The sequence below is a fragment of the Pseudomonas sp. GL_093 genome (assembly GCF_057837605.1).
Window position 1 is genome coordinate 830,222 of the sequence record NZ_CM174448.1, and the last position, 22,733, is coordinate 852,954.

At 59.7% G+C, this 22,733-nt stretch carries 22 protein-coding genes and 1 pseudogene; 17 read left to right on the forward strand and 6 right to left on the reverse strand.

Annotated elements, in window-relative coordinates; translation table 11 throughout:
• The first annotated feature begins 6 nt into the window (after positions 1–6).
• The 5 genes from AC3IUE_RS03595 (at position 7) to AC3IUE_RS03615 (ending at position 6,352) form a co-directional block, all read left to right on the forward strand.
• Positions 7–744 carry a 3-oxoacyl-ACP reductase family protein gene (locus AC3IUE_RS03595; RefSeq protein WP_489265607.1) on the forward strand — a complete coding sequence of 246 codons (738 nt, stop codon included), beginning with the start codon at positions 7–9 and terminating at the stop codon, positions 742–744.
• Positions 741–1,505: an SDR family NAD(P)-dependent oxidoreductase gene (locus tag AC3IUE_RS03600; protein ID WP_489265609.1), complete on the forward strand. Its 765-nt coding sequence runs from the start codon at positions 741–743 to the stop codon at positions 1,503–1,505. Before AC3IUE_RS03595 ends, AC3IUE_RS03600 begins: the two co-directional genes overlap by 4 nt.
• 2 nt (positions 1,506–1,507) lie before the next feature.
• Positions 1,508–2,806: a DUF1302 family protein gene (locus AC3IUE_RS03605; RefSeq protein ID WP_489265611.1), complete on the forward strand. Its 1,299-nt coding sequence runs from the start codon at positions 1,508–1,510 to the stop codon at positions 2,804–2,806.
• Positions 2,807–2,875: 69 nt separating this feature from the next.
• Positions 2,876–3,712, forward strand: a complete 837-nt coding sequence (locus AC3IUE_RS03610) for an outer membrane lipoprotein-sorting protein (RefSeq protein ID WP_489265613.1) — start codon at positions 2,876–2,878, stop codon at positions 3,710–3,712.
• Between the two features lie 33 nt (positions 3,713–3,745).
• Positions 3,746–6,352 carry an efflux RND transporter permease subunit gene (locus AC3IUE_RS03615; RefSeq protein WP_489265615.1) on the forward strand — a complete coding sequence of 869 codons (2,607 nt, stop codon included), beginning with the start codon at positions 3,746–3,748 and terminating at the stop codon, positions 6,350–6,352.
• Between the two features lie 66 nt (positions 6,353–6,418).
• Here the strand turns inward: AC3IUE_RS03615 and AC3IUE_RS03620 are convergent, their stop codons facing one another.
• From AC3IUE_RS03620 to AC3IUE_RS03630, 3 genes are all read right to left on the reverse strand, one after another.
• The gene (locus tag AC3IUE_RS03620; protein WP_056740964.1) at positions 6,419–6,829 is read right to left on the reverse strand and encodes a MerR family transcriptional regulator; all 411 of its coding nucleotides are present in this window, start codon (positions 6,827–6,829) and stop codon (positions 6,419–6,421) included.
• Between the two features lie 198 nt (positions 6,830–7,027).
• Positions 7,028–7,603 (reverse strand): NAD(P)H-dependent oxidoreductase, encoded by a 576-nt coding sequence (locus AC3IUE_RS03625; protein WP_046045752.1) that lies wholly within the window; start codon positions 7,601–7,603, stop codon positions 7,028–7,030.
• Between the two features lie 55 nt (positions 7,604–7,658).
• A complete protein-coding gene (locus tag AC3IUE_RS03630) occupies positions 7,659–8,549 on the reverse strand; it encodes a LysR family transcriptional regulator (RefSeq protein ID WP_489265618.1) in 891 nt (296 codons plus the stop codon).
• Between the two features lie 221 nt (positions 8,550–8,770).
• Between AC3IUE_RS03630 and AC3IUE_RS03635 the strand changes: the two genes are divergently transcribed.
• Positions 8,771–9,535, forward strand: a complete 765-nt coding sequence (locus tag AC3IUE_RS03635) for a sulfite exporter TauE/SafE family protein (RefSeq protein ID WP_489265620.1) — start codon at positions 8,771–8,773, stop codon at positions 9,533–9,535.
• On the opposite strand, the gene AC3IUE_RS03640 is transcribed toward AC3IUE_RS03635, so the two are convergent.
• The gene (locus tag AC3IUE_RS03640; RefSeq protein ID WP_283182860.1) at positions 9,525–9,839 is read right to left on the reverse strand and encodes a putative quinol monooxygenase; all 315 of its coding nucleotides are present in this window, start codon (positions 9,837–9,839) and stop codon (positions 9,525–9,527) included. The genes AC3IUE_RS03635 and AC3IUE_RS03640 overlap by 11 nt on opposite strands.
• A 160-nt stretch (positions 9,840–9,999) precedes the next feature.
• On the opposite strand from AC3IUE_RS03640, the gene mdaB reads away from it, so the two are divergent.
• The 11 genes from mdaB to AC3IUE_RS03695 all read left to right on the forward strand — a co-directional run bounded on the left by mdaB (position 10,000) and on the right by AC3IUE_RS03695 (position 20,662).
• Positions 10,000–10,590, forward strand: coding sequence for an NADPH:quinone oxidoreductase MdaB (gene mdaB, locus AC3IUE_RS03645; protein WP_283182861.1), 591 nt, complete (start codon positions 10,000–10,002; stop codon positions 10,588–10,590).
• 57 nt (positions 10,591–10,647) lie between these two features.
• Positions 10,648–11,559: a LysR substrate-binding domain-containing protein gene (locus tag AC3IUE_RS03650; protein WP_489265623.1), complete on the forward strand. Its 912-nt coding sequence runs from the start codon at positions 10,648–10,650 to the stop codon at positions 11,557–11,559.
• Positions 11,560–11,662: 103 nt separating this feature from the next.
• The gene (locus AC3IUE_RS03655) at positions 11,663–12,556 is read left to right on the forward strand and encodes an NAD-dependent epimerase/dehydratase family protein (protein WP_489265625.1); all 894 of its coding nucleotides are present in this window, start codon (positions 11,663–11,665) and stop codon (positions 12,554–12,556) included.
• A gap of 222 nt (positions 12,557–12,778) precedes the next feature.
• Complete coding sequence (locus AC3IUE_RS03660) at positions 12,779–14,224, forward strand: SulP family inorganic anion transporter (protein ID WP_489265626.1); 1,446 nt, start codon at positions 12,779–12,781, stop codon at positions 14,222–14,224.
• A 128-nt stretch (positions 14,225–14,352) separates the two neighbouring features.
• Positions 14,353–15,522: an IS4 family transposase gene (locus AC3IUE_RS03665; RefSeq protein ID WP_489263986.1), complete on the forward strand. Its 1,170-nt coding sequence runs from the start codon at positions 14,353–14,355 to the stop codon at positions 15,520–15,522.
• 222 nt (positions 15,523–15,744) lie between these two features.
• The gene (locus tag AC3IUE_RS03670; RefSeq protein ID WP_008149082.1) at positions 15,745–17,094 is read left to right on the forward strand and encodes a GntP family permease; all 1,350 of its coding nucleotides are present in this window, start codon (positions 15,745–15,747) and stop codon (positions 17,092–17,094) included.
• Between the two features lie 15 nt (positions 17,095–17,109).
• Entirely contained in the window at positions 17,110–17,970 is an 861-nt protein-coding gene (locus tag AC3IUE_RS03675; protein WP_489265628.1) for a MurR/RpiR family transcriptional regulator, read from the forward strand.
• A gap of 1 nt (position 17,971) precedes the next feature.
• Positions 17,972–19,429: an N-acyl-D-amino-acid deacylase family protein gene (locus AC3IUE_RS03680; protein ID WP_489265630.1), complete on the forward strand. Its 1,458-nt coding sequence runs from the start codon at positions 17,972–17,974 to the stop codon at positions 19,427–19,429.
• Between the two features lie 120 nt (positions 19,430–19,549).
• A complete protein-coding gene (locus AC3IUE_RS03685; protein ID WP_056740987.1) occupies positions 19,550–19,918 on the forward strand; it encodes a glyoxalase superfamily protein in 369 nt (122 codons plus the stop codon).
• Between the two features lie 82 nt (positions 19,919–20,000).
• The gene (locus tag AC3IUE_RS03690) at positions 20,001–20,246 is read left to right on the forward strand and encodes a FitA-like ribbon-helix-helix domain-containing protein (protein WP_223433132.1); all 246 of its coding nucleotides are present in this window, start codon (positions 20,001–20,003) and stop codon (positions 20,244–20,246) included.
• Entirely contained in the window at positions 20,243–20,662 is a 420-nt protein-coding gene (locus AC3IUE_RS03695) for a type II toxin-antitoxin system VapC family toxin (protein ID WP_489265633.1), read from the forward strand. Before AC3IUE_RS03690 ends, AC3IUE_RS03695 begins: the two co-directional genes overlap by 4 nt.
• Positions 20,663–20,711: 49 nt before the next feature.
• On the opposite strand, the gene AC3IUE_RS03700 is transcribed toward AC3IUE_RS03695, so the two are convergent.
• Together AC3IUE_RS03700 and AC3IUE_RS03705 are read right to left on the reverse strand one after the other, a co-directional pair.
• A complete protein-coding gene (locus AC3IUE_RS03700; protein WP_409201448.1) occupies positions 20,712–21,575 on the reverse strand; it encodes a methyl-accepting chemotaxis protein in 864 nt (287 codons plus the stop codon).
• A 42-nt stretch (positions 21,576–21,617) separates the two neighbouring features.
• A pseudogene (locus tag AC3IUE_RS03705) lies at positions 21,618–22,631 on the reverse strand (methyl-accepting chemotaxis protein); the annotation flags it as partial.
• Positions 22,632–22,733 lie beyond the last annotated feature (102 nt).

The following is a 22,733-nucleotide window of genomic DNA, read 5'->3' on the forward strand; positions in this document are numbered from 1 at the left end:
ACGGTCATGCCGAATAAAGTAGCAGTGGTGACCGGTGGCAGTCGTGGCATCGGCCGGGCGATTGTCCTGGCCCTGGCCGGCGCGGGCTATCAGATTGCATTCAGTTATGTGCGCGACGAAGTGGCCGCCGCGTCATTGCGTGACGAGGTCCAGGCGTTGGGCCTTGAGTGCCTGGCGCTGCAATGCGATGTCAGCCGCGGCGACAGCATCAAGGGTTTTTTCGAGCGGATCGACCAGCACTTCCAGTGCGTCGATCTACTGGTCAACAACGCCGGCATCACCCGTGACGGGTTGCTGGCGACGATGCCGGGCCGCGACATCATCGACGTGATCCAGACCAACCTGATCGGCACTTTGCTCTGTTGTCAGCAGGTGGTGCCGGGCATGATGCGCCAGCGCAGTGGTTGCATCGTCAACATCAGTTCGGTGGCCGCGCAGAAGCCCGGCAAGGGTCAAAGCAACTATGCCGCGGCCAAGGGCGGCGTCGAAGCGCTGACCCGCGCGCTGGCGGTGGAGCTGGCGCCGCGCAACATCCGGGTGAATGCGGTGGCTCCCGGCATCGTTAACACGGAAATGAGTACGGCGCTGATCGGCAGTCAGGAACAGGAAATCCAGTCACGATTATTGATCAAGCGTTACGCCGAACCCCATGAAATTGCCGAGGCGGTGCTGTACATCGCCGATCGCGGTTTGTACCTGACGGGTGAGGTCTTGCCGGTCAACGGCGGGTTGAAAATGCCATGAGCCGGACCATTCTGATTACCGGTGCCGCCAAGGGCATCGGCCGCGCGGTGGCGGAGAGTTTTGCCGCCGACGCCAGTCACCGCTTGATCCTGCTGGACCTGGATTTGCCGGAATTGCAACGCTGGGTCGACGAGCAACACGGGCAGATCAAGGCACGGGTCGAAACCCATGCCGCGAACATTGCCGACCTGCCGGGCATGGAAGCGTTCTTCAAGATGCTGGGCAAACAGGTGGAGTACGTCGATGTGCTGGTCAACAGCGCCGGCATCTGCAACGAGAACGAACCGGAAGATTTGCACAACTGGCACAAGGTGATTTCGGTCAACCTCAACGGTACGTTCTACGTCACTTCGTTGTGCCTGCCATTGATGCCGGATCGCGGGCGGATCATCAACATGTCGTCGATCCTCGGCCGCGCCGGCAAGGTCCGCAACACCGCGTACTGCGCTTCCAAGCACGGCATCGTCGGCATGACCAAAGCCCTGGCGATGGACCTCGCGCCTCGGCAGATCACGGTGAATGCGATTCTGCCCGCGTGGATCGATACGCCGATGCTGCAAGGTGAACTGGCGGCGCAAGCGGCCATTGCCGGGCTGACCCAGGAACAGATCCTGCGCAACGCCAAGAAGAAACTGCCGATGCGTCGCTTTATTCAAAGCGACGAGGTCGCGGCGATGGTGCGTTACCTGGCCAGCCCCGAAGCGGGCGGGGTGACGGCCCAGAGTCTGGTGATCGACGGCGGTGTCGGGTTGGGAATGTAGCCATGCCGGGATCTTCTTTTAGCCGCACCGCGTGGGCGGTGTTGGCATGCATGGCCGCGCAACCGGCGTTGGCTGAATTGACGGCCGAGGACTTCAAACCGGATTACGCCGACGCCGAAGTCGGCGTGGCCACCGCGTTGCGCTTGCACGGTGATGACCAGGTCACCCAGAAGGCCGTGTATTTCAAGGCCAACCTGGAAGACAACTGGGACGGCGGTTACTACAAGGCCAAGGGCCGGGTGCGTTACGACGCCCGTTACGACGGCAACAATCCGTACAGCGAACGGGCGCGGGACAAATACCGCTTCGACGCCGACTGGCGGCATTTGTACTGGGGCCAGTCGGTGGGCGACGGCGAAGTGACTGTCGGCTGGCAGCAAGTGGTCTGGGGCCGTGCCGATGAGTTGCGGGTGCTCGATCAGGTCAACCCGGTGGACTATCGCGATGGCCTGACTCCGCTACTGGAAGACAGCCGGATCGCGGTGCCCATGGTGCGATTTGCGCAACTGGTTGGCGAGTGGGAGCTGGAGGCGCTGTGGGTCACCGATTTTGTGAAAAACCAGCCGCCGGTGGCGGGCAGCGAGTTCGACGCGCCGCTGTTTGCCGTGCCGGATCCGCAGTACTTTCTGCTCGACTCCAAGCCCGGCTACGACGGTGACAAGGGCTTCTCGTATGGCCTGAGCGCCAACGGCCGGATCGGCTCGGTGGACACCAGTTTCGTCGCACTGAACGCCCGCCAGAAAGACCCGGTATACGCCGTCGAAGGCCTGGCCGATGACGGTCGCACGCGACTGGAACGCCAGTTTCCCCGTTACACCATGGGTGGCGCGGGGCTGGCGATCGATGCCGGTCACAGCATCGTGGTGCGCAGCGAAATTGCCTGGTTCGACAACTGGCGGGTGACCAATCCGACCCGTGCGTACGGCGCCGACAGCACCTCGATGGTCAAGTCGTTGCTAGGCGTCGATTACCTGCTACGCGACTGGTTGATCTCCCTGCAATGGCAAGAGCAGCAACTGCTCGACTGGCAGGACGGCATGCTGCAAGACAAGCGCGAACACCTGTTCACCCTGTCGGCCGAAGGCACCCATTGGCAGGACCGACTCAAGAGCCGGCTGGTGGTCGCCGCCTCGCCACCGTTTAACGACGATGCGCTGTTGCAAGGCATCTTCACCTACAAACCGGTGGACTGGATCAAGCTCGGGCTGGAAGTGGATGTGTTCTTCGGCAAGCCCGACAAACCCTTCGGCGAGTACGACAACCGCGATCAAGTGCGACTGTCCGCCGGTTACCTGTTTTAACCCCATGACGCCTGCGTGCCCCTGGTGCATTGGCTCGACCGTACTTATCTGACGAAAAGGGAAGTTCCCATGTTGCCTCTGTTCAAAAGTCTGACCGCTGCCGCATTGATCCTGAGCGGCGCTTGCGCCACCGCCGCCGACGGCAAGAATGCCGATGAAATCATCCGTCAGGTGCGGGATCGAAACGACGGTAAAAGCTTCATGTCCCAGGTGTCGCTGATCCTCCACGACAAGAAGGGCAATACTCGGGTTCGCGAGTTCACCTACCTGCAAAAGGATTACCCGGACAGCGACAAATTCAGCATGTATTTTTCCGCCCCCACGGACGTGCGCGACGTTGCCTTTCATATCGAAAACCCCCACGAAACCCTGGGTCTGGAAGACAGCCAGTGGATGTACTTGCCGGTCAGCCGCCAGACACGACGGATCTCCACCACCGACAAGCGTGGCTCATTCATGGGCAGCGAGTACTCCTACGCCGATCTGGACAAGGTCCGGGTCAAGGATTACACCCAGACGCTGGCGGGTGAAGAGCAGGTCAAGGGCCGCGACTGCTACGTGATCGAGCGTGAACCGGCGTCGCCCGACGTGCTGGCCAAGACCGGCTACAACAAACTGAAAGTGTGGATCGACAAGCAGAATTTCCTGGTCATGCGCCAGGACTTCTTCGACGTCAAAGGCGTGCTGGTCAAGCAAATGCGCACGCAGAAGGTCGACACCATCGACTCGATCGACAGCATCGTGCTGAGCGAAACCGAGCACTTCATCGACGGCACGCGCTCGGAAATGCGCTTCAACCACCTGCAATACAACGTGCAACTGGAAGACCGTTTGTTCACCCAGACCGCCATCAAGCGCGGGCTGAAAACCGGCGACGTGCCGGACTTTGCCCTGTCTGCTCGCTAAGCGCCGACCCTGACGACCCTGGAACGCATGATCATGGAAAGATACCTGAACTTCGTCGAGCGCTATGCGCGGGCGATCGTTTTCCTGCTGGTGGCGGTCACGGCGTATTTCACCTATACGCTGGGCGCGCTGATCTCCGACACCAACCCTTACTTGCTCAAGGAAACCCATCCAGCGCGCAAGACCATCATCGATCTGCAAAGTGAGTTCACCGGCACGTTCGACTCGGTAATGGTGGCGCTGAACAACCCGCAGACGGTGTTCAACAAGCCGACCCTCAACGCACTGTTTTCGATGTCGCAATCGGTGCGCAAAATGATCCTTGCCAACGACGCCGACAAGGAGCAGTTGACGCAAATCGTCGCCAGGCATCCGGACGACAGCCATGCGCAGTTATTGGCGCGGGACATTCTGGAGAACGGTTTTTCCCAGAACGATTACGCCCAGGCCAAGGCCCTGCGTGATTACGCCCAGAGCCAGAACTGGGAGACCCATGATCAACTGTTCCTGACCTTTCTCGCCGAGCGGATCAACCCGATCCGCGAAATGGCGTCCATGGGCGACCTGGAAAACATCGTGCTGACCGACGATGGCGAGTTGCTGATCCACAAGACCCTCAACGCCTACGACATGGACCCGGCGCTGGTCGAGTCGCAGATCATGGGCAACGAGCTGATGGTCGACGGGGTGGTTTCCAAGGACAAGAAAGTCGCGATGCTGGTGGCCGAACTGGGCACCAAGCAAGACGATGCCCAGGCGCAATTGCGCGCTTACCAGATTGTGCGCGGCATCGTTGCGGACTATCAGGCCGCGCACCCCGAGTTCAAGGACGAGATTTTCATTGCCGGCATGCCGATCTTCATCGCGGCCCAGCAGGAGATCATCGACCATGACCTGGCGGTGCTGTTTCCGATTGTCTTTTTGCTGATCACCCTGCTGTTGATTTTCTTCTTCCGCAAACCGCTGGGCGTGCTGTTGCCGCTGTTCAATATTCTGTTTTGCACCATCTGGACGCTGGGCCTGATGGCCCTGTTGCGGGTGCCGTTCGACTTGCTGACCAGCGTCCTGCCGGTGTTTCTGTTCACCATTTGCTGCTCGGATGCGATCCATGTGATGGCCGAGTATTACGAGCAGAAAAACGCCGGTAAAAGTAATCGCGAAGCCAATCGCGAGACGCAGCGGCTGATGGTGGTGCCGGTGGTGTTGACGACGGTGACAACCATTGCCACCTTCATGATTTCCACCACCAACAATATTGTCAGCATCCGCAATTTCGGCGTGTTCATGTCCATTGGCCTGACGGCGGCGTTGATCATTTCGCTGCTGCTGATTCCTGCCTGGATCTCGATCTGGGGCAAGGACCAGACCCCGAAAACTCTTGCCGCCGTGCACAAGGAGTCGATCATTTCGCGTTACCTGGTGGCGTTCTGCGCGCGGTTGATCCAGTGGCGCAAACCGGTCTTGATCGTGACACTGCCGCTGCTGGTCTTGATGACGGTGTTTACCTTTCGCGTCGATATCGAAGACTCGGGCATCGCCTACTTCAAGCCCGAGAGCCATGTTCGCGTTTCGGACCAGTTCATCAACCACGCCAAGGTCGCGGGCACGGCGCCAGGCTGGATCGCCATCGACAGCAAAGAGCCTCGCGGCGTGCTGACCACGCAAGTGGTGCAATTCATCGACAAGCTCGACCACTTCATCAAGCAGCAACCGCATGTCAGCTACGGCTATTCCCTGGCCACGTACGTCAAGCGCATGAACCTGGTGCTCAACGACATGAACCCCGACTACCTGCGCGTGCCTCAGGCGCTGGAGCAGGTCACGTCGGTCAATGACGAGGGCCAGGTCGAGCGGTTCGAGGTGCCGGGCAATTCGCTGATCGAGCAACACGTGATGCTGTTCGAAAACGGCGGCGGCTCGGACCTCAACAACGTGCTCAATGCCGACTATTCCAAGGCGCTGACGCTGTACACCATGACGTCGTCGGTGGCCAGCGACTATCAGGACATGCTGGATCGGCTCGATGCCTGGTTGCTGGTGAACAAACCAGCCAACCTCGACGTGACGCACGCCGGTACACCGCTGATTTGGACTGGCGTGCTACAGGAGATCACTCAGGGTCAGGTCTTGAGTTTTTCCCTGGCGTTGCTGGTGGTCACGTTGATGATGATGTATTGGCTCAAGTCGGTACGACTGGGAATTCTCGGCATGCTGACCCTGTTGACCACGTCGGTGACGGTCTATGGTTTCATGTTCCTGTTCGGCATCGAGCTGAACATCGGCACGACGCTAGTGACGTTCCTGGTCGTCGGCGTGGTCGATTACGCAGTGCACCTGCTGTCACGGATCAAACTGCTGGTGCAGCAAGGGATTCATGTCGATGCGGCTATTTTGCAGGCGATGCACAGCGTCGGCCGTTCGACCGTGGTCAACGTGGTGATTTTCTCCGTGGGCTTCATGGCGCTGCTGTTTTCCGACTTCAAGCCGATCGTCGATCTGGGCGCGCTGGTGGCGATGGCGCTGTTCTCCAGCGGTGTCATGACCATTCTGCTGGTGACGCTGGTGTCGCCGTGGTTCTTTGCGGAAATTGTTCCGGTGCCTGAACAGGACCGAGCCGTGGGGGATCCTGCCTTGAGCTGACCGGACGACCGGGACCATAGGCGCCCAGGTGGCCTGCGAGCCGGGTCATCCAGCGCAGCAGGGTATTCAGTTCAGCGTATTGTTCGGGTTTTTTTCGCCATAGCGGGCGATACGCTCGAACTGACATTCCTCTCGGGCATCGTTGAGGTTGTTTTCGAACGCTTCGAGGCCGTTGTGCAATTGTTGTAGAGCGCCGATCTGGGAGACCAGTTCGGCCTTTTTTTCGGCAATCGCTTTTTGCGCCATGTCCCACGGGAATTCGTCGCCGTGGTAGTTATTCAACATCACCTGCAGCTCCTTGAGCTTGAAGCCCAGTTGCTGGGCGCATTTGATGAACGTCAACACCTCGACACTTTGTTGGCTGTAGATGCGGTATTTGCCTTCGCGCTTGGGCTCGGGCAACAGGCCGATTTCTTCGTAGTGGCGAATGCTTTTGACTGTGGTGCCCGACAGCTGGGCGGCTTTGCCGATATACATAAAGATCCGTCTAGATGAACAAACAGGGCGTAGCACGACCAGGCCTCATGCCTGATCGGAGCGAATAATATAGTGAATAACATTCAAAGGTTGCAGCTGCGTGTAAATGACACGCGCACGCGACGAACGACCGCTTGAAGGGGACTTGGGGAGGGGCTGACGGCGAGGGCGCGCCGTCAGCGAACAGCGAGGGAGGGGTCAGCTGCCGGCGGTGACCCGGGCCTGTTCCAGCCAGGCATCGCGCTGGGTCGACTTGGAGCCCAGGATCGGTCCGAAGGTCAACGTCTTCAACGGCTTGATGCCGCAGAACTCCAGGGTCGTCTTGCGCATCTGGTGCAGGCCGGGCATGCGATAGACCCATTTGTAGTACCAGGGCGGCGTGTCCATGGTCACCAGCAGATGCGCGGTCCGGCCTTTGAGCAGTTTGTCGGGGAAGGCCTTGCCCTCACGGTATTTGAAGGCAAAGCCAGGCAGGAAAATGCGGTCGAGAAAGCCCTTCATCAGGGCCGGTATCCCGCCCCACCAGATCGGATAAACGAACGTCAGGTGTTCGGCCCAGGTGATATCGGCCTGGGCTTGCAGCAAGTCCGGCTCCAGTGGCTGGATCGTGTGATAACCCTCGTGCAAGACCGGATCGAAGTCCAGCGCATCCAGCCGCAGCAGCCGCACGTCATGCCCGGCATCCTTGGCGGCCTGGACGTACGTTTCGCTCAATGCCCCACAGAAGCTGTCGGTGGAGGGGTGCCCCAGAATCACGAGCATTCGTTTGCTCATCGCGTGTACTCCTGAAATGAAGCTCGCAGCTTAGAGTCTGCCCCTAACGGTAGAGTCAAGGCGTTCCCGGCGTCAGCGCCTCCAGCAAGGCCCGGGCGTAACCGGGAAGGCTGTCGAAGTCGCGGGCACAGATTTTCAGTGTGCGGTTGGCCCAGTCTTCGCGAAGAGGTCGGGTCATGACCGCTTGCTCTGGCGGCCAGCGCTCAATGGCCTCCCGTGGCACGATGGCCAGCCCGGCACCGCGAGCAACCATGCGAATGACCCCATCGAAGCCATCGGCGCGGATGCGGATCGGCATCCGCTGCCCAATGTGCAGGGCTTGTTCCTCCAGATGGATGGCCAATGCACTGCCAGCGCCCAGGGCCACGTAGTCATGACCCAAGGTGTCGGCAAAGGTCAGTGACGGTTGTTCGGCCAGGGGATGGTCCGGGGGCAGGATCAGCACCAGCGGGTCATCGCGAAACGGACGAGTTTGCAAATCATCGGTGTCCACGGCGTCGGACACGATACCGAGGTCTGCCGCCCCCTGACGCAAGGCGTGGGTGATGCGTGCACTGGGCAGTTCTTGCAGATCAATGTCGAGGTTGGGGTGGTCGCGAAGAAAGTCCGCGAGCAACTCCGGCAGGTACTCGGTGATTGCCGTGGTGTTGCACAACAACCGCACCTGACCTTTGACTCCGTTGGCGTACTCGGCCAGGTCCTGCTGCATGCGTTCAGCCTGTTGCAGCAGGACGCGGGCGTGTTGTGCCAGGGCCTTGCCGGCCGGGGTCGGGCTGACACCGCGGCGACCGCGTTGCAAAAACTCGATTCCCAACGAAGCCTCCATGGCGCGGATGCGCGCACTCGCCGCCGCCAGGGACAGATGACTGCGAGCGGCGCCGGCGGTTATGTTGCCGCTGTCGAGGATGTTCAGGTAGAGGCGCAGGTCGGTCAGGTCGAAGTGCATCGGCAACCTCTTGATTTGTGTTGTCTGGAAGGACGCTATCGCGAGCAGGCTCGCTCCCACAGTAGACCGAGTCAGTCCGGACGACGCGGTCAACTGTGGGAGCGAGCCTGCTCGCGAAGGCGTCAGTCAAAACGACGAAGCCTTCAGCCTCTTGCCAAGCAAGAGGCTGCCTCAGTATATGGCAGATTTTCAAGCAGCCAATCCGGGCTCACGATAGCGCCATGAATACTCTCGCCACGTTCTATCAAAACCTCGGTCTGGCCCTTTCATTGATGGTCATCGCGACCTTTCTGCTGGCCGGCATGATCAAGGGCGTGATCGGCCTCGGTCTACCGACCATCGCGATGGGTTTGCTCGGTCTGGCTATGGCACCAACGCAGGCTGCCGCGCTGCTGATCATCCCCGCAACGCTCACCAATGTCTGGCAACTGGCATTCGGTGGGCATCTGCGAGGGTTGATCAAACGGTTGTGGCCGATGCTGCTGGCGATCTTCATCGGCACCGGGGCCGGCACGTTGTGGATCGGCATGGCCGGTGGTCATTGGGTCGTGCGGGGATTGGGCGCGGCGCTGTTGCTCTATGCGTTGAGCGGATTGTTTCTGCCGACCTTGCGTGTCGGCGGTCACACCGAGCGTTGGCTCGGTCCGCTGTGCGGCGTATTGACGGGCGTCATCACCTCGGCCACCGGCGTCTTCGTGATTCCCGCCGTGCCTTATCTGCAAGCCTTGGGCTTGAGCAAGGATGAACTGGTGCAGGCGCTGGGTCTGTCGTTCACCGTCTCGACCCTGGCCTTGGCCGCCGGCCTGTTATGGCGCGGCGCACTCGGCGGTGGTGAGTTAAGTGCGTCGTTGCTGGCGCTGATCCCGGCGGTGCTCGGCATGTTGCTGGGGCAATGGCTGCGCCAGCGGATCAGCGCCGTGCTGTTCAAACGTGTGTTTTTCATCGGCCTGGGCGTGCTCGGCGGCCACTTGCTGATCAGCGGGTAGCGGACGACGGGCTGAGCATGTCGATGGCGCGGATATCGAAATCCCGTTCCAGGTACTCATCGCGCTGCTCGAGGAACTGCTTCATGTGTGGCAGGTTCGAGTGCACGTCGAGGTGAGCCTGGGACTGCCAGATCTCGTAGAAGATAAACAGCGTCGGGTCCTGTTTGTCGCGCAGCATGTGGTACTCGATGCAACCCGGCTCGGCGCGGCTCGCTTCAACATAAGCGCTGAAAAATGCTTCAAAGGCGTCAGATTTTTCCGGGCGGGTCTTGGCGTGCAGGATGAAGCCTTGCATTTCACTCATCAGAAATTTCCTCAAGTTCAGAATCGGCGCAAGTTTATGGCAACAATCGCCTGTCGATTCGTGCGTATTGGTCAAATGAATTTTGTGAATTCAGCGCTTATTCCGCGCGAGGCAGATCGCTACTCTGCCGCCATCGAATTCCAACCTTCCGAGACTTCCCATGAAAAAAGTCCTGTTGCTCAATGGCGGCAAAAAATTTGCCCACTCCGATGGCCGTTACAACGCCACCCTGCATGAAGCCGCGCTGAGCGTGCTGGATCGCGGCGGTGTCGACGTGAAAGCCACCTTCATCGATGAGGGTTACGACGTCGCCGAAGAAGTCGCCAAATTTCTCTGGGCCGACGTGATCATTTATCAGATGCCCGGCTGGTGGATGGGTGCGCCCTGGACCGTCAAGAAGTACATCGACGAAGTCTTCACCGAAGGCCATGGCAGCCTCTACGCCAGCGACGGTCGCACCCGGTCCGACTCGTCGCAAAAGTACGGCAGCGGTGGTCTGTTGCAGGGCAAGCAATACATGTTGTCCCTGACCTGGAACGCGCCGCAGCAAGCCTTCGATGACCCGACCGACTTCTTCGAAGCCAAGGGCGTGGATGCGGTGTACTTCCCGTTCCACAAGGCCAACGAGTTCCTCGGCATGACCGGTTTGCCGACGTTCCTGGCCGTCGATGTGATGAAGCGCCCGAATGTCGAAGCCGATGTGGCGCGCTATGAGCAGCATTTGACCGAGGTGTTCGGCCTGCCGGCGTAAGGTTCCTTTTGCCCCGCATCCAGCTACTATCAAGCCAGTTTTGAATGAGGGGCACCCGTGAAAGCCAGATCCGATGAGTTGCAGATTTTCGTCTGCGTGATTGAGTGCGGATCGATTTCCGCTGCGGCCGAACAGGTCGGGCAAACGCCTTCAGCGGTCAGCCGCACACTGTCGCGGCTGGAGGCGAAACTCGATACCACGCTGATCAATCGCACCACGCGGCGCATGGACCTGACCGAAGAGGGCAAGTACTTCTTCGAGCACGCCAAGCTGATTCTCGATCAGATGGACGAGCTTGAAGAACGCCTGACCTCACGCCAGCAAACGCCGTCCGGGCGTCTGCGGATCAATGCCGCATCGCCGTTCATGCTGCACGCCATCGTGCCGTACATCGACGAGTTCCGCCGGCTCTATCCGGACATCCAGCTGGAACTCAACAGTAACGACCTGATCATCGATTTGCTCGAGCAAAGCACCGACATCGCCATCCGTATCGGCACGCTCGCCGACTCGACCTTGCACGCTCGATCTCTGGGTTGCAGTCCGCTGCACATCGTCGCCAGCCCGGCCTATCTTGAAAAACGCGGTGTACCGGCTGAAGTGGCGGATTTGTCCGGGCACACGCTGCTGGGCTTCACCCAGAACGAAGGCCTCAACCAATGGCCGCTGCGTTACGTTCACGGTGATCGCTGGCCGATTCAGGCGTCGATCAGCGCCTCCAGCGGCGAGACAATCAGGCACTTGGCGCTGGAAGGCCAAGGCATTGCCTGCTTGTCGCACTTCATGACGATTGATGACATCCGCGCCGGACGTTTGCAGGTGCTGCTGGCGGATTTCAACAGCGGTTATCGTCAGCCGATCAATGCCGTGTACTACCGCAACTCGCAACTTGCCCTACGGATTCAATGCTTCCTGGACTTCATCCAGGGCAAATTGGCGGCTTACGCGAACGCGGATTTCAAGGGCTGATTCGTGACCCCTGCGCAAGAGTGAATTGGGCAACGCTGTCTGTTTCCACAAGCATCGGTCCTCGATACTGGATGCATCACTTATTAACGCAGGGAGTTTCTCCATGAACGTATTCATTACCGGCGCCGCGGGTTTCATCGGCGGCTCCATCGCCACCGGTCTGGTCCGCGCCGGTCACAAGGTCACCGGCCTGGTGCGCAGTACCGAACAAGCCAATGAACTGAGTGCTCTGGGTATCACCCCGGTGCTCGGCACGCTTGACGACAGCGTATTGCTGGCCGAACAGGCCCGCGCTGTCGACGCCGTGATCAACGCCGCCAGCAGCGACCATCGCGGCGCGGTAGAAGCGTTGCTCGATGCACTTCGCGGTTCCAACAAAGTGTTCCTGCACACCAGCGGTTCGAGCATCGTCGGCGATGCGTCGGGCGGCAAATCCAGCGACGTTATCTATTACGAAGACAACCTGCCGGCACCTACCGTCGACAAGGCTGCTCGTGTGGCCATCGACAACCTGATCCTTGCCGCAGCGAAGGACGGGGTGAACTCGGCAGTCATCTGCAACACCTTGATCTATGGCCATAGCCTGGGCGTCAATCGTGACAGCGTGCAGTTGCCGCGCTTACTGAAACAGGCGCGTAAAAGTGGGGTGGTCCGGCATGTCGGTACCGGCCAGAACATCTGGTCCAACGTGCACATCGAAGACGTGGTTTCCCTGTACCTGCTGGCGCTGACCAACAACGTACCGGGCACCTTCTACTTCGTCGAAAGCGGTGAAGCGTCGTTCATCGACATGACCACCGCGATTGCCCAAGCGCTGAATCTGGGTGAGCCACAAGACTGGCCGCTGAAGGACGCCGAAGCCGAGTGGGGCTATGAAATGGCCAACTATGGCCTGGGCTCCAACAGCCGGGTTCGCGGTAAACATGCGCGTGAATTGCTGGGCTGGGTACCGAAGCGGACATCGGTGATTGAATGGATTCGTGACGAGATGGTTTGAGTTCGCTCTAGACCGCGTCATCGTTCATCGTCGGAACGCCGCCCGGAGCCGGCTCGCTCCCACAGTGGATCTTCGTCGTACACAAAATCTGTGTCGAGTGGAGATCAAATGTGGGAGCGAGCTTGCTCGCGATTACGTTTCTGGCGACCCAACAACTGGCCGTGCCGCCCTCAATTCCGTAACATCCGCTCCCTCTTTTCCCGCCTGTATTTTAGGTCAGCCATGAAACCCAAACGTCTGCGCGCCGATGTCCTGGCCGGACTCACCACGTCTTTCGCTCTTCTACCCGAATGCATCGCCTTCGCGCTGGTTGCGCACCTCAATCCATTGATGGGGCTTTACGGCGCTTTCATCATTTGCACCCTGACCGCGCTTTTCGGTGGGCGGCCGGGCATGGTGTCCGGCGCTGCCGGGTCGATGGCCGTGGTGATCGTCGCGCTGGTGGTGCAGCACGGCGTGCAGTATTTGCTGGCCACCGTGTTGCTGGGTGGGCTGATCATGCTGGCGTTTGGGTTGCTGAAGCTTGGCAAGCTGGTGCGCATGGTGCCGCACCCGGTGATGCTCGGCTTCGTCAACGGCCTGGCGATCATCATTGCCCTGGCGCAGCTGGAGCACTTCAAGAGCGGTGACGTCTGGCTCAGAGGCACGCCGCTGTACCTGATGGCAGGGTTGGTTGCCGTGACGATGGCCATCGTCTACGTGCTGCCGCGCCTGACGCGCGCCGTGCCGCCGGCGCTGGTGGCGATTCTGGGTGTTGGGCTGGCGGTTTATCTGCTCGGCTTGCCGACCCGCACCTTGGGTGACATGGCGCACATCGCCGGCGGCTTGCCGACGTTTGCGCTGCCAGACATCCCCTGGACCCTGGAAACCCTGCGCATCATGGCGCCCTACGCGATATTGATGGCGTTGGTTGGCCTGCTGGAAACCTTGCTGACCCTGAACCTCACCGATGAAATCACTGAACGCCGCGGCTACCCGGATCGTGAGTGTGTGGCGCTGGGCGCTGCCAACATGGTCTCCGGTGTGTTTGGCGGCATGGGCGGCTGCGCCATGATCGGCCAGACCGTGATCAACCTCAGTTCCGGCGGTCGCGGTCGGCTGTCCGGTGTGGTGGCCGGGGTGATGATTTTACTGTTCATCCTCTTCCTCTCGCCGCTGATCGAGCGCATCCCGCTTGCCGCATTGGTCGGGGTGATGTTCGTGGTGTCGCAGCAGACGTTTGCCTGGGCTTCGTTGCGGGTGGTGAACAAGGTGCCGCTGAACGACGTGTTGGTGATCATCGCGGTAACGGTCATTACCGTGTTCACCGATCTGGCCACCGCCGTGCTCTGCGGGATCATCATTGCGGCGCTCAACTTTGCCTGGCAACAGGCCCGCGAGCTTTATGCCGACAGTCACCTCGAAGCCGATGGCAGCAAGCTTTACCTTCTGCATGGCACACTGTTCTTCGCCTCGACTGCGCCTTTTCTCAACCAATTCGATCCTGCCAATGACCCATCCGTGGTGACGATCGACTGTCGCCACTTGAGCTTCGTCGACTACTCGGCCATCGCCGCGCTCAAGACCTTACGCGAGCGCTACACCAAGGCCGGCAAACAGCTGCGCGTGCTGCACTTGTCCGAACGCTGCAAGAAACTGCTCAAACGCGCCCGCGTGAATCACGACTGAGACTGACAACCGATCGTTCCCACGCGGAGCGTCACTAGTGTCCGGTAAAAACCCAAGGGGGAGCTTGCTCCCCCTTGCTGTGCCTGCTTCGTAAGCAATAATCAGGTTTTCAGACTCGATTTTCGCCCATGTTCAGCAGCACTCGATTTGCGCAAATGCTCCAGGCCCTTCCTCATCAGCTCTTCAAAGCCGCCGTCAAACGCTGTGGCGCTGATCGTTACGCCAAACAATTCACGTCCTGGGATCTGCTCGTCACGTTGATTTTTGGCCAGCTGACACAAGCCAAAAGCTTGCGCACGTTGGCGACAGCTTCACAGTCGCTGCAACCCCATCGTCACCACCTCAACGCCAAAAACATGGTGCGTTCAACCCTTTGTGATGCGTTGAACAAGCGCAGCTCAGAGCCGTTTCGGCTGGCCTGCGAGCACCTGCTTCAGGGCATTGGCCGCAAGCAGCGCAAGTCGCTCGAAGCCATGATCACCCTGATCGATTCGACCTCGATCAGCCTGCGCGGACCCGGTTTTGACGAATGGACCACCGCGACGAAAACCCGCATAACCCAAGGCTTGAAGGTGCATGTGGCCATCGATCCACAGCAAACAGCCCCGACTTACGTAAACATCACCGCCGCCAACGTCAACGATCTGAGCGATGCCCTGACCATGCCGCTTGAAGCGGGTATGACGTACGTTTTCGACAAGGGTTACTGCGACTACAACTGGTGGCACCAGATTGATCAGATGGGTTCTTTCTTCGTCACACGACTGAAGAAAAACGCCAATCTAAAGCCGGTAGAAAACTTGAGGGAACAGGGTGCACCGGAATTCATTGAGGCGGATGAATCGGTCTTGTTCGGTAAGAAATACCTGAACGCTCGACGTCCGAATCACTACCAAAATCAGGCTGTGCGTCGGGTTCAGGTCCGCCGAGAGGACCACGAAACGCCATTGATTCTGGTCACCAACGACTTCTCTCGCTCAGCGGAGGAGATCGCCGATCTGTACAAACAACGTTGGCAAATCGAGCTGTTTTTCAAGTGGATCAAGCAAAACCTCAAGCTCAAACGGTATTTCGGCTTCTCTGAAAATGCCGTTCGTTTGCAGATCTACAGCGCCTTGATTACCTATCTTTTGCTGCATCTTTACCAGCGCCGTTCAGGTTGCTCCGGGTCTATTTCAGACTTTGCCATTCGGCTAACCCACAGCTTGTTCGAACGCCCATTAAGCATCGAACACCTGGAACACCGAAGGCAAAAGCGAACAAAGCTGAAGGCTGCCCAAGGCAGCCTTCAGCTTTGAAAAGGTTTTACCGGACACTAGTGACGCGGAGCGTGGGAACGATCAGCGTGAGGGCGATGAAAATTCCCCTATCCGACTTTCATAACTCACGCCCCCGCATACCTCTGCGCGACAACCCTTATCCCTCCACGAAAATTACTTTCACCTCGTTTGAAAATCACGCCTCTAAATGTTTTATGAGTTTCACAACCCATTCGACGTGACCCTTTCGAGGAGTACCGCATGACACCGTCCTTCGGCTATTGGCTGCTGGTTTACGCCGCCATCGCCATCATCGCGCTGATCGTTCTGATCGCCCGTTACCGGCTCAATCCGTTCATTGTCATTACCTTGGTGTCCATCGGCCTGGCGCTGCTGGCCGGGATGCCGCCGTCGGGCGTGGTGGGGGCGTACGAGGCGGGTGTCGGCAAGACGCTGGGCCATATCGCGCTGGTGGTCGCACTGGGCACGATGCTTGGCAAGATGATGGCCGAGTCTGGCGGCGCCGAGCAGATGGCGCGAACGTTGATCGACCGCTTCGGTGAGAAAAATGCCCACTGGGCGATGGTTTGCATCGCTTTTCTTGTAGGACTGCCGCTGTTTTTCGAAGTCGGTTTTGTACTGCTGGTGCCGATTGCTTTCACCGTGGCGCGGCGCGTGGGCGTTTCGATTCTGATGGTCGGTTTGCCAATGGTCGCCGGGCTCTCGGTGGTCCATGCCCTAGTGCCGCCACACCCGGCGGCGATGCTGGCAGTGCAGGCCTATCAGGCCTCGGTGGGGCAGACCTTGCTCTACGCGATCCTGATCGGGATTCCGACCGCGATCATCGCCGGCCCCCTGTACGCCAAGTTCATCGTGCCGCGCATTCAACTGCCGGAAGATAACCCGCTGGAGCGTCAGTTCCTCGAGCGTGAACCGCGCGACAGCCTGCCGGGTTTCGGCATCACCATGGCGACCATTCTGTTGCCAGTGGTGCTGATGCTGGTCGGTGGCTGGGCCAATCTGATTTCCACGCCGGGCAGCGGTTTCAACCAGTTCCTGTTGTTCATCGGCAACTCGGTAATCGCCTTGCTGCTGGCGACTTTACTGAGTTTCTGGACCCTCGGTCTGGCCCAAGGCTTCAACCGTGAATCGATCCTCAAATTCACCAACGAATGCCTGGCACCAACCGCCAGCATCACCTTGCTGGTGGGCGCGGGCGGTGGCTTGAACCGGATTCTGGTGGACGCTGGCGTCACCGACCAAATCGTCAGCCTTGCCCAGGTATTCCACCTATCGCCGCTGTTGATGGGCTGGCTGTTCGCTGCGTTGATGCGCATCGCCACCGGTTCTGCCACGGTGGCCATGACCACCGCGTCGGGCATCGTCGCGCCGGTGGCCATTGGTCTGGGTTATCCCCATCCAGAGCTGTTGGTGCTGGCGACGGGCGCGGGGTCGGTTATCTTTTCTCACGTCAATGACGGCGGCTTCTGGTTGATCAAGGAATACTTCAACATGACCGTCGCCCAGACTTTCAAGACCTGGACGGTGCTCGAGACCATTATCTCGGTGGTCGCCTTCGGTCTGACCGTTGGCCTTTCTTACCTGCTTTAGCCGGAGCCGCCCGCCATGGACATCCTCTACCAGATCCGCGCCCGTCAGGACTCCTTCAGCGCGGGTGAAGGACGCATCGCTCGGCTGATGCTCGACGACGTAGGATTTGCCTCCGCCGCCAGCCTCGATGAACTGGCTCTGAGGGCGGAAGTCAGCACCGCCACGCTCTCGCGTTTTGCTCGTACGGTCGGCTGCCGCGACTTGCGCGATCTGCGCCTGCAACTGGCCCAAGCCAGCGGCGTCGGCAGTCGTTTCCTCGACCCGGCGGGCACACCCGAGCAGTCGGCGTTTTATGGGCAGATCGTTGGTGATATCGAGTCGACCTTGCGCCAGCATCTGTCGGCCTTCGATGAGTCGCGTTTCGCCGACGCGGTGAAATTGCTGGGCAAGGCGCGGATGATTCACGCCTTCGGCATGGGCGGATGCTCGACCTTGTGCAGTGATGAACTGCAAGTGCGGCTGGTGCGATTCGGCTACCCGATTGCGGTGTGCCACGACCCGGTGATGATGCGCGTTACCGCCGCCAGCCTCGATGCCGAACGCGCCGTCATTGCCTGCTCGCTGACCGGCATCACCCCCGAACTGCTCGAGGCCGTCGAGCTGGCGCGCAGCTACGGTGCACGAATTCTCGCCATCACCCGGGCCGAGTCGCCGCTGGCGCAATTGGCTGATGTGCTGCTGCCGCTGCAAGGCGTCGAAACCTCCTTTATCTACAAACCCACGGCGGCGCGCTACGGCATGTTGCTGGCCATCGACGTGCTTGCCACCGAGCTGGCGCTGGCCAATCCTGAAGACAATCAAGAGCGTCTGCGGCGGATCAAACTCGCCCTCGACGATTACCGCGGCGGCGACGATCACTTGCCGCTGGGAGACTGACATGATGTACGACACGCTGATCCGCAACGCCCTGATTATCGACGGCAGCAACGCGCCTGGTTATCCCGCCGACGTGGCGATTCTGAACGGCCGCATCGAGCGCATCGGCGACTTGCACGATGCCAGCGCCACCGAAGAAATTGACGCCGCCGGCCGCGTGTTGGCGCCGGGTTTCATCGACGTGCACACCCACGACGACACCGTGGTGATCCGCCAGCCGCAGATGCTGCCCAAGCTCAGCCAGGGCGTGACCACGGTGATTGTCGGCAACTGCGGGATCAGCGCTTCGCCGGTGAGTTTGCGCGGCGATCCTCCCGACCCGATGAACCTGCTCGGCACCGCAGCAGCGTTCGTTTACCCGAGGTTCAGCGACTACCGTGCAGCTGTCGAAGCGGCGAACACCACGCTGAACGTGGCCGCACTGGTCGGCCATACGGCGCTGCGCAGCAATCACCTCGACGATCTGTTTCGCACCGCCACGCCGGACGAAATCAGCGCGATGCGCGAGCAATTGCGCGAGAGCCTTGAGGCCGGTGCCTTGGGCTTATCCACGGGACTTGCCTATGCCAACGCGTTCTCGGCTTCCACCGATGAAGTCATGCAACTGACCGAAGAGCTGACCGCCTTCGGCGCGGTCTACACCACCCATTTGCGCAGCGAATTCGAGCCGGTGCTGGAGGCCATGGACGAGGCATTCCAGATCGGCCGTCATGCGAAATCCCCCGTGATCATTTCCCACCTCAAATGCGCCGGCGCCGGTAACTGGGGACGCAGTCCGCAACTGCTAGCGTCCCTCGAACACGCGGCGAAAACCCACCCGGTGGGCTGCGACTGTTATCCCTACGCGGCGAGTTCATCGACGCTGGACCTCAAGCAAGTCACCGACGCTCATCGCATCACCATCACCTGGTCCACGCCGCACCCTGAAGTGGGTGGCCGTGACCTGATGGACATCGCCGCCGAGTGGGGCGTGCCGCTACTTGATGCCGCTCGACGCCTGCAACCGGCCGGCGCGGTGTACTACGGAATGGACGAAGCCGATGTAAGAAGAATCCTCGCCCATCCGCTGTCGATGGTGGGCTCTGACGGATTGCCGGAAGACCCGTTCCCGCATCCACGCTTGTGGGGGGCATTCCCACGCGTGCTCGGACATTTCAGTCGTGACGTAGGGCTGTTTCCGCTGCACACCGCCGTGCACAAGATGACCGGGTTGTCGGCGGCGCGATTTGGCTTGAAGGAACGTGGCGAAATCCGTGAAGGGCATTGGGCGGATCTGGTGTTGTTCAATCCTGTGACGATTCGCGATGTAGCGGATTTCAATGATCCGCAACGAGCGGCGGAAGGTATCGATGGGGTTTGGGTCAACGGTGTCTTGAGTTACAGCGAAGGCCAGGCAAACGGTAGAAGGGAAGGGCGGTTTCTGGCGCGGCAAGGGGACTTGCGTGACGGATTCCAGTAAACATTCCGAGTGCTGCGTCACAGTGATGGCACATTGAGACTAAAGAAAGCCATCGCCAAGCCGAAGCGCTGACATCTCGCCCAGCTACACTCTGGGCCTTATCAGTCTGGGAGCAACTCCATGAGCTTCGGCAAAACCACCCCGATCCTGCGGATTTTCGATGAAATCAAGGCCGTGGAGTTCTACGTCGACTTCCTGGGATTCAAGATCGACTGGCAGCATCGTTTCGAGCCCAACTTTCCGTTGTACCTGCAAGTCTCTCGCGGCGAATGCGTGCTGCACTTGTCAGAGCACCACGGAGACAGCACGCCGGGCTCGGCATTGCGGATTGAGACTGATGAGTTGGAAGTGTTCCAGCAGCAGTTGCTGGCCAAGGAATATAAGTTCGCACACCCACAAATCCAGGCCATGCCGTGGGGCAGTCAGGACATGACCGTGACCGACCCGTTCGGGAATCGGTTGGTGTTTACCAATGCGATTTGTGTGTAAGGCCGTTCGGCGGTTCTGCGGGTTTTGATGGAACAAGGTGTGTTAGCCTCAATCAATGATTTCATTGATTGCAGGAGGCGTCATGGCCAGCATTACGATTCGAAACCTGGACGATCAGATTAAGGAACAGCTGCGCATCGCAGCGGCCCACAATGGGCATTCGATGGAAGAAGAGGCTCGTCTGATACTCGGCAGAGCCCTGGCTACCATTGATCGCGCAGGAGGGCTAGGAAGCCGTATCCGCAACAGGTTCAGCGCCAGCGGTGGGGTTGAGCTCGATCTTCCTTCGCGTCACGAGAAAGCGACAGCGGTGGATTTCTCCGAATGATAGTGCTCGATACGAACGTTCTTTCAGAGTTCATGCGGGTCGAACCTGACACTCAAGTACTTGCCTGGGTTGATGCACAACCCGCGATGGAGTTGGCAATCAGTGCTGTCACTGTGGCAGAGATTCTCCATGGCATTGCCCGACTCCCGTTTGGTAAGCGCAAACAGAAACTTGAAGCGCATGCGATGGCGATGTTCGAAGAGGACTTTGCCGGAAGGATTTTGCCTTTTGATGCTCACGCCGCCGTGGAGTACGCGACGCTGGTCGCTGGCTGTGAAGCTAATGGTCGGACGGCGTCGATGGCTGATGCGCAGATTGCCGCAATCTGCCGAAGTCACGGAGCTCCTATTGCGACCCGTAATGTCCGGGACTTTGAGTTTCCTGGCGTTGAGGTGATCAATCCGTGGCAGGCCTGAGCGCTTGATGATCGTTCCCACGCGGGAGCGTGGGAACGATCAGGTGTGATTACACCCGAAAGTGGCTGACCATCATCTGCAACTGATTGCCCAGCCGCGCCAGTTCAACACTGGATGCAGCCGTTTCGTCGCTGGCGGCGGCGGTCTGTTCGGACACGTCGCGCACATTGATGATGCTGCGGCTGATCTCTTCAGCCACGGCGCTTTGCTGCTCGGCAGCGGCGGCGATCTGCTGGTTCATCGACTGGATGTTGGACACTGTGCGGGTGATGTTTTCCAGTGACACACCGGCCTTGCGAGTCAGCGCGACGCTGCTGTCGGTCAGGGCGCGGCTGTTGTTCATTACCGCCGACACTTGTTGAGTGCCGTTCTGCAGACCGGCCACCAGGCCTTCGATTTCTTCGGTGGATTTCTGCGTGCGCTGAGCCAGGCCACGGACTTCGTCGGCAACCACGGCAAAGCCTCGACCGGCTTCACCGGCACGGGCGGCTTCGATAGCGGCGTTGAGCGCCAGCAGGTTGGTCTGTTCGGCCACGGCCTTGATCACGTCCATGACGCTGCCGATCTTGTCGCTTTCCTGTTGCAGCACGCTCATGGCTTCGGTGGAGCGCGCCACTTCAGTGGCCAAGCGTTCGATTTGGGCGATGGCTTCGTTGACAACCTTGTCGCCTTCGCGGGCTTCGCCGTCAGCAGCAGCGGCCGCCTGGGAGGCTTCTTCGGCGTTGCGCGCGACTTCCTGCACGGTGGCCGTCATCTCGTGCATGGCGGTGGCCACTTGATCGGTTTCGATCTTCTGGCTGTTAACCCCGGCGCTGGTTTGCTCGGTCACGGCGGACAGTTCTTCGGCAGCGCTGGCGATCTGGGCGACGCCGTCGCGGATGCCGCTGATCAAATCGCGCAAGGTCACGCCCATGCGAGCGATGCCTTGTTGCAATACGCCGAGTTCGTCGCGGCGAGTCACTTTGACGTCCTGGGACAGGTCGCCGCTGGCGATGCGCTCAACCACGGCCAAGGTGTCGCGCAGCGGGCCGGTAATCTGACGGGTGATGATCACGGCAGCAATGATGCCCACCAGCAACGCCAGCAAGGTGCTGATCAGCTGCAGCGTGCGAGCCTGGGCGCTTTCGGCATCACGACGGTCGAGCTGAATCTGATACAGCTGATCGCTCAGGGTCACGATGGCGGCGCCCTGGTCGGTCATTTCCTTGCGCGCCTGCACCGCATCGCTGTTCGCTGCTTTATAAGCCTGCAAGGCGCTGCGGTAGTTGGTCAGTGCGGTTTCCAGCTGACGCAGGGCGTCTTGCTGAGTGTCGGCGAAATGCACGTTGAGGGGTTTCAGGCTGGCGATGGCCAGGTCCAGTTGGCCGACGGCCTTTTGCTCGGTCTCGGCGTTGGTGGTCGCGGTGTAGCCGCGCACTTCGTAGCGGGCCAGCAAGAACGCTTCCTTGGCTGCCGTGATGGCCTGGAATTGTTCGAAGCGTTGGTCGCTCAGAGGCATTTGCTGCACGCGGGTGTTGATGGCGTTGATCAGCGTGTTCGCGGTGTCGGCATTGGCGCCCATGGTGTCGCGCGCGCTGTTACCGGTGCGGTACGCGCTGCGCATTTTGTTCAGGGACGTCTTGTAGGCGTCGATGACGGCGCCTTGCTCTTTGAGCAGCTTGAGGTTTTCCGGGCTCTTGAATTTCACCAGCAGCGCTTGTTGCTGTGCGGAGAACGCCTCGAGCGTGGTCTGGACGTTCTGTGCGGCGGTTTCGTCGCCGTTGGTCAGCATGTATTGCAGGCGAACCACTCGCAGCTTGGTCAGGCCGGCATTGAGCTGGGTGATGTCGCTCATCCAGTTGCTGCGGTCAATCAATCCGCCCAGGCTCGTCCAGCCGGTCAGGGCGAGGACGCAGGTCAGGGCCAGGACCAGGCCGAACCCCAAGCCCAGCTTCATGTTCACGCTGATATTGCCGAACCAGCTATTCATCAAAAGTCCTCCAGGAACGTTGTGCTTCTAGATCGTCGGTTGGCTGGAAGATTGTTGTTTTTGGTAGCCAGCAAGGTGTGTAGCAGGACTGTATCGGCAGCA